This is a genomic window from Sinorhizobium sp. NG07B (assembly GCF_002532005.1).
Classification (GTDB): domain Bacteria; phylum Pseudomonadota; class Alphaproteobacteria; order Rhizobiales; family Rhizobiaceae; genus Sinorhizobium; species Sinorhizobium fredii_C.
The window spans coordinates 643,057-659,660 of record NZ_NWTD01000003.1; the positions used below are offsets into that span (position 1 = coordinate 643,057).

The 16,604-nt window shown below is 62.1% G+C and carries 14 protein-coding genes; 10 read left to right on the forward strand and 4 right to left on the reverse strand.

The genetic code is table 11. From position 1 onward, the window contains the following. Positions 1 to 22 precede the first annotated feature (22 nt). From ugpC to CO664_RS12900, 3 genes are read left to right on the forward strand one after another with little or no spacing between them, the layout of a single operon-like run. Entirely contained in the window at positions 23 to 1,123 is a 1,101-nt protein-coding gene (gene ugpC, locus CO664_RS12890) for a sn-glycerol-3-phosphate ABC transporter ATP-binding protein UgpC (protein ID WP_176536586.1), read from the forward strand. Positions 1,124 to 1,125: 2 nt separating this feature from the next. Next, positions 1,126 to 2,115 carry a sugar ABC transporter permease gene (locus CO664_RS12895; RefSeq protein ID WP_097538974.1) on the forward strand — a complete coding sequence of 330 codons (990 nt, stop codon included), beginning with the start codon at positions 1,126 to 1,128 and terminating at the stop codon, positions 2,113 to 2,115. A 2-nt stretch (positions 2,116 to 2,117) separates the two neighbouring features. Then, positions 2,118 to 3,176: a carbohydrate ABC transporter permease gene (locus tag CO664_RS12900; protein ID WP_037419584.1), complete on the forward strand. Its 1,059-nt coding sequence runs from the start codon at positions 2,118 to 2,120 to the stop codon at positions 3,174 to 3,176. Between the two features lie 3 nt (positions 3,177 to 3,179). Here the strand turns inward: CO664_RS12900 and CO664_RS12905 are convergent, their stop codons facing one another. Beyond that, positions 3,180 to 4,229 carry a LacI family DNA-binding transcriptional regulator gene (locus tag CO664_RS12905; RefSeq protein ID WP_097538975.1) on the reverse strand — a complete coding sequence of 350 codons (1,050 nt, stop codon included), beginning with the start codon at positions 4,227 to 4,229 and terminating at the stop codon, positions 3,180 to 3,182. Positions 4,230 to 4,489: 260 nt separating this feature from the next. Between CO664_RS12905 and CO664_RS12910 the strand changes: the two genes are divergently transcribed. Then, positions 4,490 to 4,693, forward strand: coding sequence for a hypothetical protein (locus CO664_RS12910; RefSeq protein WP_097539196.1), 204 nt, complete (start codon positions 4,490 to 4,492; stop codon positions 4,691 to 4,693). Between the two features lie 9 nt (positions 4,694 to 4,702). Here CO664_RS12910 and CO664_RS12915 read toward each other — a convergent pair whose 3' ends face one another. Then, positions 4,703 to 6,697 carry a glycosyltransferase gene (locus CO664_RS12915; RefSeq protein WP_097538976.1) on the reverse strand — a complete coding sequence of 665 codons (1,995 nt, stop codon included), beginning with the start codon at positions 6,695 to 6,697 and terminating at the stop codon, positions 4,703 to 4,705. Then, positions 6,679 to 7,911, reverse strand: coding sequence for an efflux RND transporter periplasmic adaptor subunit (locus CO664_RS12920; protein WP_064254838.1), 1,233 nt, complete (start codon positions 7,909 to 7,911; stop codon positions 6,679 to 6,681). The genes CO664_RS12915 and CO664_RS12920 overlap by 19 nt, the downstream gene beginning before the upstream one ends. Positions 7,912 to 8,329: 418 nt before the next feature. On the opposite strand from CO664_RS12920, the gene CO664_RS12925 reads away from it, so the two are divergent. The 6 genes from CO664_RS12925 (at position 8,330) to CO664_RS12950 (ending at position 15,093) form a co-directional block, all read left to right on the forward strand. Next, a complete protein-coding gene (locus CO664_RS12925; RefSeq protein WP_097538977.1) occupies positions 8,330 to 10,024 on the forward strand; it encodes an EAL domain-containing protein in 1,695 nt (564 codons plus the stop codon). Positions 10,025 to 10,129: 105 nt separating this feature from the next. Further along, positions 10,130 to 10,648 (forward strand): ubiquinone biosynthesis methyltransferase UbiE, encoded by a 519-nt coding sequence (locus tag CO664_RS12930; RefSeq protein ID WP_097538978.1) that lies wholly within the window; start codon positions 10,130 to 10,132, stop codon positions 10,646 to 10,648. Continuing rightward, positions 10,645 to 11,823: a class I SAM-dependent methyltransferase gene (locus tag CO664_RS12935; RefSeq protein WP_097525917.1), complete on the forward strand. Its 1,179-nt coding sequence runs from the start codon at positions 10,645 to 10,647 to the stop codon at positions 11,821 to 11,823. Before CO664_RS12930 ends, CO664_RS12935 begins: the two co-directional genes overlap by 4 nt. Beyond that, a complete protein-coding gene (locus tag CO664_RS12940) occupies positions 11,820 to 14,174 on the forward strand; it encodes a SpoIIE family protein phosphatase (RefSeq protein WP_097538979.1) in 2,355 nt (784 codons plus the stop codon). The genes CO664_RS12935 and CO664_RS12940 overlap by 4 nt, the downstream gene beginning before the upstream one ends. Before the next feature lie 4 nt (positions 14,175 to 14,178). After that, on the forward strand, positions 14,179 to 14,739 hold the full coding sequence (locus CO664_RS12945; protein ID WP_097538980.1) for an ATP-binding protein: 561 nt from the start codon (positions 14,179 to 14,181) through the stop codon (positions 14,737 to 14,739). A 15-nt stretch (positions 14,740 to 14,754) separates the two neighbouring features. Then, on the forward strand, positions 14,755 to 15,093 hold the full coding sequence (locus CO664_RS12950) for a hypothetical protein (RefSeq protein ID WP_097538981.1): 339 nt from the start codon (positions 14,755 to 14,757) through the stop codon (positions 15,091 to 15,093). Positions 15,094 to 15,152: 59 nt separating this feature from the next. On the opposite strand, the gene CO664_RS12955 is transcribed toward CO664_RS12950, so the two are convergent. Beyond that, positions 15,153 to 16,310, reverse strand: a complete 1,158-nt coding sequence (locus CO664_RS12955) for an AraC family transcriptional regulator (RefSeq protein WP_097538982.1) — start codon at positions 16,308 to 16,310, stop codon at positions 15,153 to 15,155. Between the last annotated feature and the right edge of the window lie 294 nt (positions 16,311 to 16,604).

Genomic DNA, 16,604 nt, shown 5'->3' on the forward strand with positions numbered 1-16,604 from the left:
GGCGATCTACCGGGAGCAGGCGATGGGAGATCTCAAGCTTACGAACCTCAACAAGGCGTTCGGCACCGTTCACGTCCTGCACGACGTGAACCTTCAGATCGACGATGGCGAATTCGTCGTCTTCGTCGGCCCGTCGGGCTGCGGCAAGTCGACCCTGCTGCGCATCATCGCCGGTCTTGAGGACGTCACCTCCGGCGCGATCGCGATCGGCGGCCGCGATGTCGGGGCGCTCTCGCCGGCCGAACGAAAGATCGCCATGGTCTTCCAGTCCTACGCACTCTATCCGCATATGAGCGTGCGCAAGAATCTCGCCTTCGGCCTCGAGAACCTGAAGTTCAAACGGACCGAGATCGACGCGCGGATCGCCGAGGCGGCCCGCATGCTGGCGATCGAACCCTATCTCGAGCGCCGGCCGAAGCAGCTTTCGGGCGGGCAGCGCCAGCGCGTCGCGATCGGCCGGGCGATCGTCCGCGAACCGGACATCTTTCTCTTCGACGAGCCGCTCTCCAATCTCGATGCGGCGCTGCGCGTCCAGACGCGCGCCGAAATCACCAAGCTGCATCGCGACATGCAGACGACAATGATCTATGTCACCCACGACCAGGTCGAGGCGATGACCATGGCCGACAAGATCGTCGTGCTTCGGGCCGGACGCATCGAGCAGGTCGGATCACCGCTCGAGCTCTTCGATCATCCGCGCAATCTCTTCGTCGCCGGCTTCCTCGGCTCGCCGCGCATGAATATCTTGAAGGGCCGGATCGTGATCGGCGACGATCGCAGCGTCGCCATCGACGTCGGCTACCCGACCCTGCTCAAGAGCGATGTGGAGCCCGCCACCGTCACAGCTGGGCACGATGTCCTTGCCGGTATCCGGCCGGCGCATTTCACCCTTTCCGACAGCGAAGGCCTGCCTTTCGAGGTGCAATATCACGAGAGCCTCGGCACGGAGACCTATGTCTACGGCAACCTCCAGGGACAGTCGGAGCAGGTCATCGTCCACCGGCCCGGCCACTTCGCCCCGCCGCAAGGTGCCGTTCTGAAGATCATGCCGCAGGATGGCCGCCTGCATGTCTTCGATCCGGCAAGCGAGCTCGCCCTCGGCCGCATCAGCGGGAGGGCCTGACCATGGCGAGAGCAGCAGGACTCGCCGACCGCGGGCTCGACCTCGTCATGGCGCTCTTCGAGGCACCGATCAACGCCGTCGAGCGCGTGATCGGCAAGGCGCGGATGCCCTATCTCTTCCTTGCGCCGAACCTGGTGCTCTTCGGAATCTTCACCTTTCTGCCGATCGCCATCGCCATCGGCTACGCCTTCACCGGCGGTGCCGATCTGCTGATCTCCAACCGGCCCTTCGTCGGCCTCGACAATTTCCGCAAGCTGCTGACCTGCGACAGCTATCTGGTGCCGGGAAGCTGCGAGGAATCGCTCTTCTGGACGGCGATCTGGAACACGCTCTGGTTCGTCGGCTTCAATGTCGCCGCCACCCTTCTGGTCGCCCTCGTCACCGCACTGATCCTCAACCGGGCGATAGCGGCGCGCGGCTTCTTCCGGGCAATGTTCTTCTATCCAGTTCTCTTGTCGCCCGTGGTCATCGGGCTGATCTGGAAGTGGTTCCTGGATCGCAACGGGCTGCTCAACGCCTTCCTGCAGATGCTCGGCGTACCGCCGGAAATCTTCCTCCTCGACGTCGGCTGGTCGCGCTTCTTCGTCGTCGTCGTCTCGGTCTGGTTCCACATGGGCTTCTATACGCTGATCCTGCTCGCCGGCCTCCAGGCGATCCCCAAGGATCTCTACGAGGCAGCGGCAATCGACGCCGCGACGCCGTCGCGCACCCTGTTCCGCATCACGCTGCCGCTCCTCGGCCCGAACCTGCTCGTCGTGCTGATCCTGCTGATGATCCGTTCGGTGCAGATCTTCGACGAGGCCTGGGTGCTGACCAATGGCGGCGGCCCGGGCACGGCGAACACGTTCATCGTCCAATACATCTACCAGATGGCGTTTGCCGGCGACCTGAGGCTCTACGGCCTTGCCTCGGCTGCCTCCGTCCTCATGGGGCTGGTGCTTCTGGTGCTCACCCTGGTGCAGTTGCGCCTCGGGAAGAACGTGGAGTCCTGATCATGTCCGCCAATGTCAGTGCCATCGGCTTTTTCACCCGCACCCGGCGCGCCGGCCGGATCGACATTACCGACATTCTCTCCTGGCTGTGGCTGATCGGCGGGACGCTCGCCGTGCTCGTGCCGGTGCTCTGGGCGGGCATGTCGTCGCTCAAGCCCGAGGCGGAAATCACTCGCTTTCCGCCGACACTGCTGCCGCGCGCCGCCGTGCAGGTGGAGGTTCAGGGGTTCGACAAGCCCTTGAGCCTCTGGAACGTCACGGTCGACGGCGAGGTCCGGGAAATGGCGATGGTCCGCCGCATCGGCCTCAAGGCGCAGATGGTCGATCCTGACAATCCGGGTGATCCCGTCAGCGTCGATACGAGGAGCATTTCACCGGTGCAGCGGCTGACGGTCGCGACGGAGAACTATACGGATCCGCTGACCCGCTTCAACTTCCTGACCTTCCTCAAGAATTCGGTCTTCGTCACCTTCGTCGCGACGCTCCTGACGCTGATCGTCAATGCACTCGCCGCCTTCGCGCTCTCGAAATATCGCTTCCGCGGCGACAAGGCGATCTTCGTGCTGATCATCTCGACGCTGATGATCCCGCTCACCGTGGTGATGGTGCCGGCCTATCTCGTCATCGTCGGCGTCGGCCTCGTCGACAATCTTTGGGGCGTCATCATCCCGACGGTCGCCTCGCCGACCGGGGTTTTCCTGCTCCGGCAATATATGCTGACTATTCCGGACGAGCTGATCGAGGCGGCGCGGGTCGATGCGGCAAGCGAGTTCCGAATCTTCTGGCGCATCGTCCTGCCGCTGACGGCCCCAGCGCTCGCGGTTCTGGCGATCTTCTCGGTGCTCTGGCGGTGGAACGACTTCCTCTGGCCCCTGATCGTCTTGAGCAGCCGCGAGAACTTCACCCTCCAGGTCGGGCTCAACGCCTTCCAGGGCGAGTTCTCGGTGCAATGGCACTATATCCTCGCCATGACCTTCCTGAGCCTCATACCTGTGACGCTGGTGTTCCTCTTCCTGCAGCGCTACATCACCACCGGCATCGCCGGAACCGGCATGAAATAGGGACTATTTCGCCGATCTCGGGGGCGGCGCGATGCTGCCCCTCAGGATCAGCCGGCAACCGAGTTCGAGCCGATGCGCCGGGCGCAACGGATCGTTGGCGATCAATCTTTGCTCGAGCAGCGAAAGCGCCGCGGCGCCCAGGCGATCGGCCGGCATCTGGATGGTGCTGAGCGGCGGCGCGCTGAACTCGCCCGGCACGATGTCGTCGAAGCCGAGCACCGACATATCCTCCGGCACCCGGATACCGGCCCCGGCGAGCGCGTCCAGGCAGCCGAGCGCCAGGTTGTCGGCAGCGCAGAAGACCGCCGTGGCGCCCCTGAGTTTGCCATCCGCTTGCAGGAGAGCGCGGATCACCTGCTCGCCGTGGCGCGGCACATAGCTCTCGGCGACCACGACCATGTTCTCCGGGGCCGGCAGGCCGGCAACCAGATGCGCATCGACATAGCCGTCATAGCGCCGGCGGATCGTCGTGCGGCCCTGCCATGTCAGGTGCAGGATGCGGCGGTGGCCGAGCGAGAGCAGATGCTCGGTGCCGAGCCGCGCTCCGAACCGGTTTTCGACCGTGACGGTATCGACCAGCATCGACGGATCCTCGCCGTTGAGGATGACCATCGGCTTGGCAAGCGTCGAAAGCGCCCGGATGAGCTCCGGCCTGTCATCATTGAGCACCAGGATGCCGTCGACATTCTCCTCCTCCGCCGCGGTGCGCACCTCGGCGGGATCGAGGCGGGTGTTGGCGCTGACGAAGGGGACGATGCGGATTCCGCGCCGCTCGCATTCGCGCCGCACACCGTTGAGGATCGTCCAGCTCACCATGTTGAGGTCGCTCTGCGGCGCCGCGTCGCTCGTCAGGGCGAGCAGGACGACACGCACTGTGGCGATCGTCGCCTTTTTTCGCCGGCTCTCGAGATATCCGAGCCTGCGCGCGGATTCGAGCACCCGTTCGCGCACCTCGACGGTCAGCGGCGCCGTGCCGTTCAGCGCGTGCGAGGCCGTGCTAAGCGAGACCCCCGCCTCGCGCGCCACGTCCTTGAGATTGGTTTTCCGTTCCACGATCCGATCCCGTTCCGCTGCTGCGGTGCTGTGCACGGTCCCCGATGCAGGGCGCCGCGGGCAGCCCACTCAAACCATACCAGCGCGCCATCCCGCAAGCCTTAAAGCCTTGACGTTCAAAGGGATCGGCTGCCGGGTCCCGAGGCATCGCCAATGTTTTATCGACGTTACCTTCCCGCAACGACGTCGGACTTGAGCGAAACTCCCTTGACACGCCTATCCGCAAATGAGAACATACCATGAACAAACCGGAGGCTTCCATGACCCATGCGGAAGAAGTCATCGAGCGCGCAATGGCTGCGGTTGCCGCGGTCCGCCGCCAGCGGGAGCGTGATCAGGAGCGGCGAAGACAGGCATTCGGGCGGATCCAGTTGGGGCTCCCGCTGCCCACGCTCAAGCGCGGCCTGCAGCTTTCATTGGAGTTGGAAGAAAGGCGGCAGCGCCGTGGCATGGCGGCGAGCTAGGTCCTGTGCCTAAGCCGTGCGCGTTCTGCCGAAGGCGCGCAGCATCAGGTTTACGGAAACTGCCACCTTGTCGATATCCGGAACCTCCTGGGAATAGTTGCCGGTATAGAGCTTGATGATCATCTTGTCGCGCTCGAAGCCACGCAGATCGAAGTGGAGATGCAGGTAATAGCGCCGCTGGTCACCGGAACGGCTGATGTCGCCGCGCCGCTGGGTCACCTGTTTGAGCTCCGCCTGAAGCGGCGCGAAACCTTCGAGGTTCAACGTAACGCGGGTCGACTTGAACCTTGTTTCGGTGGGAACCGCTACAACTGCCTTATCGAGCGAAAGGCTCACCAGGCGCCCGGCGCTGCCGTCGACATCCGCGGCCTCATCGAGCTTGAACGCCTGGAGAAGACGGCGCGGCTTCTCGAAGCAAATCAGCGAGGCAATGACGAGGACCACGACGTTGAGGCCCGACCAGAGCGCTGCGATTGTCGAAAAGGACCCCTCGATATGTGCCGTCTCCGGAACGATGTTGATCAGCAGCCCTGCCGCCGTGACGACGATGAAGGCTGCGATCCAGGTAAAGGTATAGGCATCGAACTGGTTTGCCTCGTTGCCGCTGCCCTTCGGGGTCACCTTGAAAGGCTTGCCGAACGGCCGCACCAGACTCGAAAGCACCGTCGGCAGCATGCGAAAGGTGGCGAATGTGCCGACGGCGGTGGAGACCAGCGGTAGGTAGCGGGTCGGCGCCAGCCAGAGCATCAGCAGGAAATAGGCGGTCAGCAGCGGTATCTGGTTCGAAACATAGTCGGCAACATTGGTGAAATAGAGCGGCAGGGCGCCTGACCAGAGATAGACGATCGGGACGAGAAGCACGGCGAAACGGACCAGATATTGCACCAGCCAGGACATCGGCAGGAACATGATGCGCTGGAAGAGCGAGAGGCCCGGCCCACGCAAGGGACCGTTATGCAGGTAGAGCGTTTGGATTCCGCCCTGGCACCAGCGTTCGCGCTGGACGAAGTAGCCAGTGAGGTTCTCAGCCGCCAGGCCCATCGACAGCCGTTCGTTCAGGTAGCGGGTCTTGTAGCCCTTGTTGAGCATCGAGAGCGTCGTCAGCAGATCTTCGGTGATCGACTCGGTCGGGAAGCCGCCGATCATATCGACCGCCGTGCGACGCGCGATCGAGCAGGAACCACAGCAGAAACTCACGTCCCAGCCGTCCCGGCTCGGCGCAATCTCATCGAAGAACAGCCGCTGTTCATCCGGCCATATACTCTCGAGACCGAGGTTCGATTGTACCGGATCGACGTTGAAGAAATGCTGCGGCGTCTGCACGATGCCGATTGTCTCGTCCAAAAAGAACGGCAAGGTCCGGCGCAGAAAACGGCGATAGGGGACGAAGTCCGCGTCAAAGACGGCAATGAAGTCTCCGGAGCTGACCCGCAAGCCATTGTTCATGTTGCCGGCCTTGGCATGAGCGTTGTCGGTGCGTGTCACGTGAATGGCGCCGCGCCCCTCGCAAAAGGTCCTGAGCCAATCGCGCCGCCCGTCGTCGAGCACATAGACCGCGAGCTTGTCTTTCGGATAGTCAAGCGCCAGCGCCCCGACGATCGTTCGTTCCAGCACGTCGAGCGGTTCGTTGTAGGTGGGAATGAAGATGTCGACGCTTGGCAACTCGCTCTCCGGCCGCGCGAAGAACGACCGCGCAAGCTCATCCACCTCGACGCTGCGGTCGATGTAGCGACTCATCAGGATGAGGAACAGCACGACCTCGGAAAAGGCGAGCAGCTCGACGATGAACACGAACCAGACCCAATAGAAATTGGCGCCGTCGTTCGGATAGGGGAGAACCGTTTCGGTGAAACGCCAGACTATGTAGCGTAGTGCCACGGCCGCGACGAACGCACAGGCAGTCGCCCGCGCCCAGCTTTGATGACGCGACCAATTGGATGGTCCGAGCAGGAAGAAGGCGATGACCAGCAAGGTCGGCGCGAGTGCTAGAAGAGATTGAACCACAGGCTTTCAAACCACCGCGTCAGACGGATGTTGCGTTTGGAAAAGCGCACCTGCGCCGTTCGTCCCACCTGGCAGAAATTAGCAAAGTCGGCGTTGAGCGCAGACGGCGCCAGCGCGACGCGGATTCGTGCACTGCGCTCCTCGGTTTCCGGCTCGTTGGCGGCGAGCGAGTCTTTTTCGACAACCGCGGAACTGCCCTTGACGGCCTGTACCTTGCCTTTGAAGACGTCTCCGCGACCGAACAAGCGGACCTCAGCTTCGCGGCCGGGATAGATCTCATCGTAGTCGACCTCGGGGACGAGAATATCGACGAACAATTCGCGGCAGTCGAGGATGCGCATCATTTCATTGTTCAGAACGACGTTGGAACCGCTGACAACGTTCCTGCTCCAGACGACGCCGCCGAACGGCGAAGGAATCGTGGCCGACTCAAGGCTGCGGACGCGCTTCTCCTCCTCAGTCAGCTGCTGCGCCGCCTGACTGGCCCGCGTCTCATTTTCGGCAATGCGGGTATCGAGATCGTTGATGCGAACGATCACCTCATCCTGACGCTGCCTGGAATAAGGCACGTCGTTCTGGCCGTCTCCCATCACGAAAATGCCCTGTCGCACAGCTTCGAGGCGTTGCTGAAGCAAGTCGACAGTCAGGTTGCTGATCTCGACCTCGCCCCCCGTTGCAGCGCCGGCTGCCTCGGCCGCCTCCACCATCTTGCGCGTGAAGATCCCCTTCGATTCCAGCTCCTGGCGACGATCGAGGTCGACTTTCGCCACCACGTCCTGAGCACGCGATACCTCAACGCGCTTCTGCAGAATTGCTAGCTCGCGCTCAAGGCTGGCAATCGTCGCACTCTGAAAGACACCCATACGCTGGCCAAGCTCGTCGCGCAGCAGGGCGAGTTCGTCGCGCTCACGGCGCAGCGCCGCGACGCGCTCGACGGCCGTGCCATGCTCGGCGCGAAGCGAGGCAAGAATCGCGCGGTTAACGCGATCGTTGCGAATGACCGCAAGGGTTTCGCCTTCTGTCACGGGCGTGCCGATTCGCGGCGGCGGCTTGGAAATCTCGCCATCGATAGGCGAGTTGATGATCGCGAAGCGGGCGTTGACCGTACCGTCGAGGCTGGTATAGCCGGTCAGGTCCGGCAGCAGAACGGCAATGGCGACGGCCAGGAGTAGAATGCCGACCGAAATACGCGTAACACGATGGTTCAGGATCACCTTGGCCGCCCTTATTCATATCAGGACCGGGTTTCCACGCTGACGCAGCCGGAACGGTCCATCGGTTGCCTTAGGCACACCTCGCCTGCACGATTCCCTCCATGCTGCACGTTAGAATTTAGTGTCATTCAGCGTTGAACAACCCTAAAAATTGCAGGTTTCGGTAGGGAGATCATAAAAAAACCAATGTTTAGCGTCGCAAGACCCTTGGCTTTTTGAACGGTGTCTCTGGCGCAAGTACGTTCAGAAAACGGTTGCTCGACGCGCGCGCGGCATTGACCAGGAAAATGGCCGCGATAATTTCTGAACGAAGGGTTGCATCGAGTGACAGGATTGCGTTCGGTCAAGGCAACATCATCGCCGGCCACTAGAGCGGCACCATTTACGCGAGCGCAGTGGAGAGGGATCGGAGGCCAGCATGCCTGACGCGGATGCGACGAAGTCTGCCTCATCTTCCATCGAGAGCGACTTCCTAGCCCATACCGACGAGCTCATCTCCTTCTACGACGATAGCTTCCAGCTCCTCGATTGCTCGATGCCGCAACGCAACGCCTCCTCGGTCGACTCGCTGGTCGAGGCAACCCTGTGGCATGTCTACCCCGAGCTGCTGGCGCCGCGGCCCAAGGCCGCGGTCGATTTCGTCGTGGCAAATGGAATTCCGCGCAGCATCGAGATCACCGATGCCAAAGGCCGCGTCCACCGCACCCTGGTCGTCTTTCGCACCGACCGCGGCATCGGTGTCTCGGAAGCAAAAAGCGACACCACCTGCCGTGAGACATCCAGCCAGAGCGAAAGCGACCGCGCACTCCTGCTCCACCAGGCGACCCATGACGTTCTGACCGGATTGCCCAACCGCCGGCAGTTCAGCGATCAGCTGCGGGCCGCTCTGCCGGTGCCGACCGGCGCGAAGCTGGCGCTCATGCAGATCGATCTCGACGACTTCAAACCGATCAATGACACGCTCGGGCACGGCGCTGGCGACACGGTTCTCAAGATGGCGGCCGAACGGATCAAGGGCGTGCTCGGGGAACGAGAGCTTGCCTACCGGCTGGCCGGCGACGAGTTCGCCGTCATTCAGTGGAAGCTGGAGCAGCCGAGGGAGGCCGAGCGCCTCGCCGAAGCGATCGTCAACGCTTTCAAGGATCCGTTCGCCGTCGACGGCATCAGCCTGTTCGTCGGAGCAAGCGTCGGCATCGCCATCGCCCCAGCGGACGGAAACGAAATCGAACAGCTGATGAAAGCCGCCGACATCGCGCTCTATGCGGCGAAGAAGGATGGTCGCGGGCGGGCAAGGACATTCACACGATCGATGCTGATCGTGCTCGAGCAACGCGAAATGCTGCGTCGCAGTCTGCGGACTGCCCTCCAGGAGGGGCAATTCTTCATCGAATTCCAGCCTTTCGTGAAGCCGCGCGCCTCAGTCGTCGGCTTCGAGGCGCTTTTGCGGTGGCGGCATCCGCTGGTCGGCATCATCCCGCCGAGCGTCTTCATTCCAATGGCGGAAGCCGATGGCCTGATGAGCGAGATCGGCCAGTGGATGCTGGAGCAGGCCTGCCGGGCCGCCATGACCTGGCCATCCTATTTCACCGTCGCGGTCAACCTGTCGCCGGCGGAATTCCTCCACGAGGGCCTCACCGATCGCGTCGCCCAGATCCTCGATCTGACCGGAATCCGCGCCGACCGCCTCGAACTGGAAATCACCGAGTCGGTGCTGCTCGAGCGCACCATCAACAATCTCGATACGCTCAACACCTTGAGTCTGCTTGGCGTTCAGATTTCTCTCGATGATTTCGGCACCTACTACTCCTCGCTGAGCTATCTGAAGAACTTCCCCTTCGACACGATCAAGATCGACCAGTATTTCATCAAGGATCTTGAGCACGATGAGAAGAGCCAGACGATCGTCCGCTCGATTATCGCGCTGGCCCACGGCCTTGGCATGGATGTGACGGCCGAGGGCGTGGAGACGGAAGGCCAGGCCGCCTGGCTTCAGAAGGAGGGCTGCGACCGGCTGCAGGGCTATTTCCTCGGCTTCCCGCTCCCTGCAGCGGCTATCGGCGATTTCCTGCGCAAGTCGGGGGCGATCCCCCTGGCAGGCGCTCTCAGGACCTGACGGGGCTCGACGCAACCTGGAGTATTCTGGCGATCGACGCCCGTCCGTTATAGTCATGGGAGAGTGAGCGAATCAGGATTCGCTCATGCAGTCGGAGAAAGCAGCATGAACGCAGCCCACAGGCAGCCAACGGAAACGAAGTTCGAGCCCCTGCTTCAGTTCGAGATGGAGATGGGGACCTTCCTGTCCGATTGGCACCATTGCGATCAGTTGTCGACCTACATGGCACGGATGATCAGCCACAACCGTACCGACCCGCTGCGACATTCGAACTTCTTCTCCTCCGCGCTCAACGAACTCCTGGAAGTGTCGTTTCGCGGCGGCTCGCCGGAGGGCCGCATCGGCTGCGCAGTCTATCGGCAAGGCCCGAAGGAGCGTGTGAAACTCTCCTTTCCGTGCCCGCCGGGCCAGCGGCAGTTCTTCCGCGAGGCGGTCGCCAGAACTAACGCGAACGACGCATACGCCCGTTATCTGGACGCTCTTTCAACCGATCTCGCACCAAGCCGGGAGGTGGTGCTCCTGGACCTGGCGATCAATTTCGATGCCGAGATTCGTCTCGAGGAACAGGACCCGCCGTCGATTACCATCGTTGTGGATCTCCCCCTTGAAGGAATTGTCAGTTGAGTACGGCAATGCTCGCAGCGCCCTTCCAGGCAGAATTCGATGCCAACAGCCAGGAGTTCTCCTTTGCCGGCGTCGTCCGGCCGCGCTCGGTCGACGAGATTGCTCAAAGCATTTCGATGTTCAGGAACGCCATCGAAGAGGCCCGCGGCGTCCTTTACATCAATGTGAAGCGCCTCGCGCAGATGAACAATACGGCCTTCCACGCCTTTTCGCGCGTGGTTCTGGACGCCTGCCGCACGCGCTCGGACATCCGCTTCGTCGTCGTCACCTCGAGCGTCGTCGGCTGGACCGAACGGATGTTCCGCCATCTCGGCAAGATCGAGCCGCAGATCAGCGTCGAGGTCTATGATTCGAAATTCTATCCGGGCCAGGCCTTCGTCGAAGACACCAGCTTCATTCCGATCCTGCGCACGCAAACCAAGATGACGTGGCGCCACGAGCGCAAGATCCTGCCGCGGCACGGCATGCGCCCGGGGATCACCATGGCCGACATCTGCTGCGGCATCGGCGACTTCGCGGTGCTGGTGCGCAAGGAGTTCCAGCCGGCACGTATCGTGGCACTCGACCACTCGAAGGCAAGCCTCGCCTATGCCCGCGACGTGGCGTCGAATTTCGGCATCTCGGATATCGAATATTCCTATGGCGACGCGTCCGAAATGCTGCTCGAGGACAACCAGTTCGACCTGGTGACCTGTCGCCATTCGCTGCAGATCTTCAATCAACCGGACCTCCTGCTGAAGGAGCTCTACCGAATCTGCAAGCCGGGCGGACGCGTCTACATCACCAATGAGAAGAATTCGCACTGCCTCGGCGAACCGCGGGCGCAGAGCATCCAGTGGACCTATAACGAGGTCGCCAAGCTGTTCGCCCATTTCGAGATGGACGTGGAGCTCGGACCGAAGAGCCGCCGCTATCTCGCCGATGCCGGCTTCGACGACATTCTCGTCGAGTCCTTCATGGTCACCAACCAGGACGGCGACCCGCAGGACTTCGCCGACATCATCACCGCTTGGGAGAACGTCTATGCCGGCGAGATGGCCGTGAAGCGCGGCGATCCTCCGGAGTTCATCGAGCGCTTCCGCCAGGGCTTCCGAGACCACATCTTTGCGGCCCTCCATCCCAAGGGCTACGCTGGCTGGCCGATCTGGGCAGCATCAGGGCGCAAGCCGCTATGAACCAGTTCAAAATCAGCCGCTTCGGTTTGCGTTCGTTCCGCGCCAAATTCATCCTCGTGGTCGGCGGCGCTGTGCTGTTCGACCTGCTCGTCACCGGGGGACTTGCGCTCTTCAACGTGCAGCGCCTGTCGCGCGATGCGACGACCGAGGTCGGCCAGGGCCTGGAGAAGGCCAATCAGGACTATATTCGTTCCTATGCGGAAACGACTGCCGCACGCGTCAACCTGCTTCTTAACCAGGTTCATTCCGACGTCGGCACGCTCGCCGGCGTGCTACAGGCGCAGATCGACCGCCCCGTCAGAAAGTCACAGATCGGCGAAGCTATGTCGCGCGGCGCCCCCGGCGCCGTGACCGTCACCTATGATGCGAAGGGCGGATGGGCGCAGAACCTGCCGGGGCCGCTATCGGTCGTCAGCGTCTGGGGATATCTGCTCGACGCCAACCACGTTCCCCTGCCTGAGGTGCAGACGGATATCGAAAACAGCGCCGTCCTCGACCTGGTCGCTCCGAGCCTATTGGCCAACGGTCAATCGAAGCTGCAGATGTATTATATCGGCCCGAAGGAGCGGCCGATCTTCCGCACGGCTCCCTATACGGAACAGGCCCAGACCTTTGACCGGCTGTATCCGGGCCATAACCAGGCCGAGTTCTGGCCGTTTTTCTTCCCGGGCCTCTACGAATCGTGGGAGCAATGGGCGCAGAATCCCGCATCGCGTCCGGTGAACAGCGACATCACCCAGACGGCGCCCTATACGGATGCGATCACCGGAAAGCTGATCGTCAGCTTCTTCCAGCCGCTGTGGTCGCGCGGTCGCGACCAGGTCGCGGGTGCCGCCGGCGCCGATATCACCCTCGACCAGTTGGCGGAGATCGTCGAGAGTGTCCGGGTCGCCGACAACGGCTTCGGCTTCCTCACCATGTCGGACGGCAATGTCGTCGCCATCAATCCGGTCGGCGAAAAGGTGATCGGCCTTCAGTCGTCGAGCGACACCAGCAGCCAGGGGGTGACCGGTCTCGATCGCTCGTTGCGCAACAGTGCGCAAGCCGCGATCGCCAAACTGCCGCTGAACCAGGATGGCTTGCTGCAGCACGTCCTGCTCGACGAGAACGGCGAGAAGGTGCCCTATCTCGTCGTCCTGAAACAGCTGCAGCCTACCAATCTCTGGTCTTCCGGCCCCGTCCGGCGCGAATCCATGCTGCTTGGCATTGTCGTGCCCGAGCGAGAGATCTACGCCTCGCTCTTCGCCGCCCAGGCCGGCATCACCGAAGCGACCAACCGGATCCTGATCTATCAGGTCCTGGCGCTGCTCGTGTCGCTGCTCTTCGTCACCTCGGCGGTGTTCGCCATATCGAAGCGCATCACCGGCGGCGTCAGCGCGCTCGCCGACGCGGCCCGGCGCATCCAGACCAAGGACTATTCCGTCAGGGTCGATATTCCGACGCGCGACGAGGTCGGCGAAGCGGGTGCCGCCTTCAACCGCATGGCCGAGCAGATCAGCTACCACACCGAGAACCTGGAGCAGCTCGTCGAGGACCGGACGAAAGAAATCGAAGAGGCGAACCTGCAGATCTCGGCGCTGAATGAGCAATTGCGGAGCGAGAACGTGCGCCTGAGCGCCGAACTCGACGTCGCCCGCCGCATCCAGTTGATGGTGCTGCCGAGGGCTGGCGAGCTCGAGGAGATTTCCGGCCTGGAAATTGCCGCCTATATGCGCCCTGCCGACGAAGTGGGTGGCGACTACTACGATGTCCTGAGGGACGGAGAGCGGCTGAAGATCGGCATCGGCGACGTGACCGGCCACGGCCTGGAAAGCGGCGTGCTGATGCTGATGGTTCAATCAGTGGCGCGGGCTTTGCAGGAGGCCGGCGACATGGATCCGGCGCTATTCCTCAATCGGGTGAACCGCGCCCTCTACAAGAACATCGTCAGAACCAACGCCAACAAGCACCTCTCGCTTGCCTTCCTGGACTACGACGGCAAGAGCCTGATGCTATCGGGCCAGCATGAGGAACTCATCGTGGTGCGCAACACCGGCAGCGTCGAGCGAATCGACACGCTCGATCTCGGCCTGCCGATCGGCCTCGAGCCCGATATTTCGCCCTTCGTGGCGACGCAGGAGATCGCCTTTTCACAGGGCGACATGATCATTCTTCACACCGATGGCGTGACCGAGGCCGAGGGACTGAACGGAGAGCTCTTCGGCATCGAGCGGCTTTGCGAGAGCGCGCGTTGCCGCCACGGCCAGAGCGCCGAGGACGTCAAAGCGGGAATTATCGAGGATCTGATGGCGCACATCGGCACACAGAAGATCCACGATGATATAACAGTCGTAGTGATGAGACACAGGTAAGCGGATGACGACCTTATATGGAATGGCAGACCTCGCCATCGGTACGGGCGAAAACGTGACAACGCTTCGCCTGTTCGAAGGCCCGCTCGACTTGAGCTGGAAGCACTGCGCTATGACTTCGGATTTCGTCGCCGAATTCGTCGCCTTGCGCTATCGGACATCTCGCAACCTCTACAAGGAAGTGCGCCACAATGTCGGCTATCTGACGAACGAGCTCATCGAGAACGCGGTGAAGTTCCGGGCCGCGGGAGAAATCGTCGTCGAGGCCGCGGTCGCCTCAAATGCCTTTCGCGCCAAGGTCTCCAATTTCGTCGACAAGGACACGGCGCAGCGCTTTCAGCACCTGCTGTCCGAGATCACCACGGGAGATCCGGGCGAGCTTCTGATCAAACGGATTGAAGAGAATGCATCCGGGGGTAGCCCCAGCGGCTCGGGCCTTGGCCTTCTGACGCTCATGAGCGATTATGGCGCTCATTTCGCCTGGGTCTTCGGAGCCGGCGAGAAGGAGAGCCGTATCCCGCTGGAGACCTATGCATCCATCACAGTCCCCGAACCCTCGAATTGATGGGCAACGAAAAACATGGAAATCAAGGAAGAAGAGTATCGCGTTTGGTCGGAGGGCAAGGACATATACTTCGACGGCACCATGCGGCTGCCGAGCACGGAGGCTTATGCCCCTATATATTCCTTGGTGATGAACATTCTCGAAACCGAGCCGGACCGCCTGACGGTCGACGTCACCGGCTTGCAGTTTCTCAACTCGTCCGGCATCAATCTGCTTGCCAAGCTGACGATCGAGGCCCGCAAGCGGCCGAACATCCAGTTCACCGTGCGCGGAAGCGCGGAGTTCCCCTGGCAGTCGAAGTCGCTGCCGAACCTCAAGAAGCTACACCCCGGCATTGACCTCCGGCTCGGCTGACCCGGGCAGGAGGATCGCATCACGCCCGGGCCAGCTCGAACTCACCCTTCGATATCCTGTCAGTTGCCGAGCGCCTTCAGCCAGTCGCCGATCGTCGATCCGCGGTGTCGCCCGGCCGGCGCCGTCGGCGCGACGGGGCGCTCGGTCGCCGCGGCCTTTCTGACTTCACGCGGGCTCACCCCGAATTCGTGGCTGAAGGCGCGGGTGAAATTGGCGGCAACGTCGAATCCGGCGGCCTGGGCAATCTCGGCGATCGGCCGGCTGTCGGCCGGATCGCTGAGTGCTGCATGCGCCTGCTGCAGCCGGCGCCTGCGGATATAGTTGAGAACGCCACCGCTCGCTTCGAAGAGCTGGTAGAGCCGGGTGCGCGAGACGCCGATCGCCCGGGCAATTGCATCCGGCGTAAGCTCGGCGGAGTGCAGGTTGAGATGAATATAGCGGTGGGCCCGCTCCATCATTCCCTTGTTGGTCTGCAACCCGCCGGCATCGGGTCTCGCCGACGAAGCGACGCAGGCGACGACCATGTCGTGCACCGTGTGGACGATCCGCGGTATCTCCTCCGCCGTCAAGCGATCGAGGCGCGGCTCGATGCCGTTGATGTAGTTGATCAACAGATCGGCGAGGTTGCCCGACAAGACCAGATTGTTGGTTTCGCCGAACACGGCGGCATCGTCGGCGAATAGCTCGTAGGGCATGAAGAGAAGAACGGATTCCGCCGCCGTCGCCCGGCCGCGGAACGGGTAGCCGAGCGAGCGGAACACCAGCCTGCCGGGCCCGTTCTCGGCAACGCGGCGGTCAACCTCCGTCCAGGTCATGCCGCTGCGAAGCAGTTCCACATACCAGTGGTCGATCGGGCTGGCGCGCAACATCGCCTGCGGGCGGAGGTAGCTGTGCCCCGGCGCGCGCTGTTGGACGATGAGCAGATTGCCGCAATGCCATGCGGTCTGTTCCGCGACAAACCCGTCCTCGGGCGGAATATTGTCCGGCAATCTGACCTCGACCAAGGGCGCCATGTGGGCTCGCCAGGCCTGAAACTGCTCGTCCGACCGCAGGTTTCGAGTCGAGAAATGCAGAGGCGTCAATGCCGGCGACGCTGCGGAGCGCGACGCTTCAATGGGAGCGTCGCGCGGCCAACGGCGGCGTTCCGGCTGCGGCTGCGTTGCAGGCGCGACAGCTTCATCCTCTTCCGAGCCCGGCCCCGTGGGACGATCACGCATACAGACTCTCCCGCCCTCGAATGCAGGCGATTACACGTCTTGAGGGTAGTTACCTACACGGCCGCATCGTCGTATGGCGTCGTGCAGGGCCCACCCAGCACTTAGCAGAACCCAGTTCTACGCCATTTTTAGTAGAAATGCACGGCCCGATAACTATCGGGATTGCAGGATAATGACAATCGCCCCGAGCGGTTGTAATCATACATTCATAGTCATCGCTAAGTATTGAGTAAAAGCGGTGAAACCATATTGCTTGTATATAATTTAAATTACCAAATCATACTGTCCGAGTGA

Coding starts and splice junctions, on each gene's coding strand:
- ugpC (WP_176536586.1), top strand. CDS start 23: ATGGGAGATCTCAAGCTTACGAACCTCAACAAGGCGTTCGGCACCGTT.
- CO664_RS12895 (WP_097538974.1), top strand. CDS start 1,126: ATGGCGAGAGCAGCAGGACTCGCCGACCGCGGGCTCGACCTCGTCATG.
- CO664_RS12900 (WP_037419584.1), top strand. CDS start 2,118: ATGTCCGCCAATGTCAGTGCCATCGGCTTTTTCACCCGCACCCGGCGC.
- CO664_RS12910 (WP_097539196.1), top strand. CDS start 4,490: ATGACCCATGCGGAAGAAGTCATCGAGCGCGCAATGGCTGCGGTTGCC.
- CO664_RS12925 (WP_097538977.1), top strand. CDS start 8,330: ATGCCTGACGCGGATGCGACGAAGTCTGCCTCATCTTCCATCGAGAGC.
- CO664_RS12930 (WP_097538978.1), top strand. CDS start 10,130: ATGAACGCAGCCCACAGGCAGCCAACGGAAACGAAGTTCGAGCCCCTG.
- CO664_RS12940 (WP_097538979.1), top strand. CDS start 11,820: ATGAACCAGTTCAAAATCAGCCGCTTCGGTTTGCGTTCGTTCCGCGCC.
- CO664_RS12945 (WP_097538980.1), top strand. CDS start 14,179: ATGACGACCTTATATGGAATGGCAGACCTCGCCATCGGTACGGGCGAA.
- CO664_RS12950 (WP_097538981.1), top strand. CDS start 14,755: ATGGAAATCAAGGAAGAAGAGTATCGCGTTTGGTCGGAGGGCAAGGAC.
- CO664_RS12955 (WP_097538982.1), bottom strand. CDS start 16,310: ATGCGTGATCGTCCCACGGGGCCGGGCTCGGAAGAGGATGAAGCTGTC.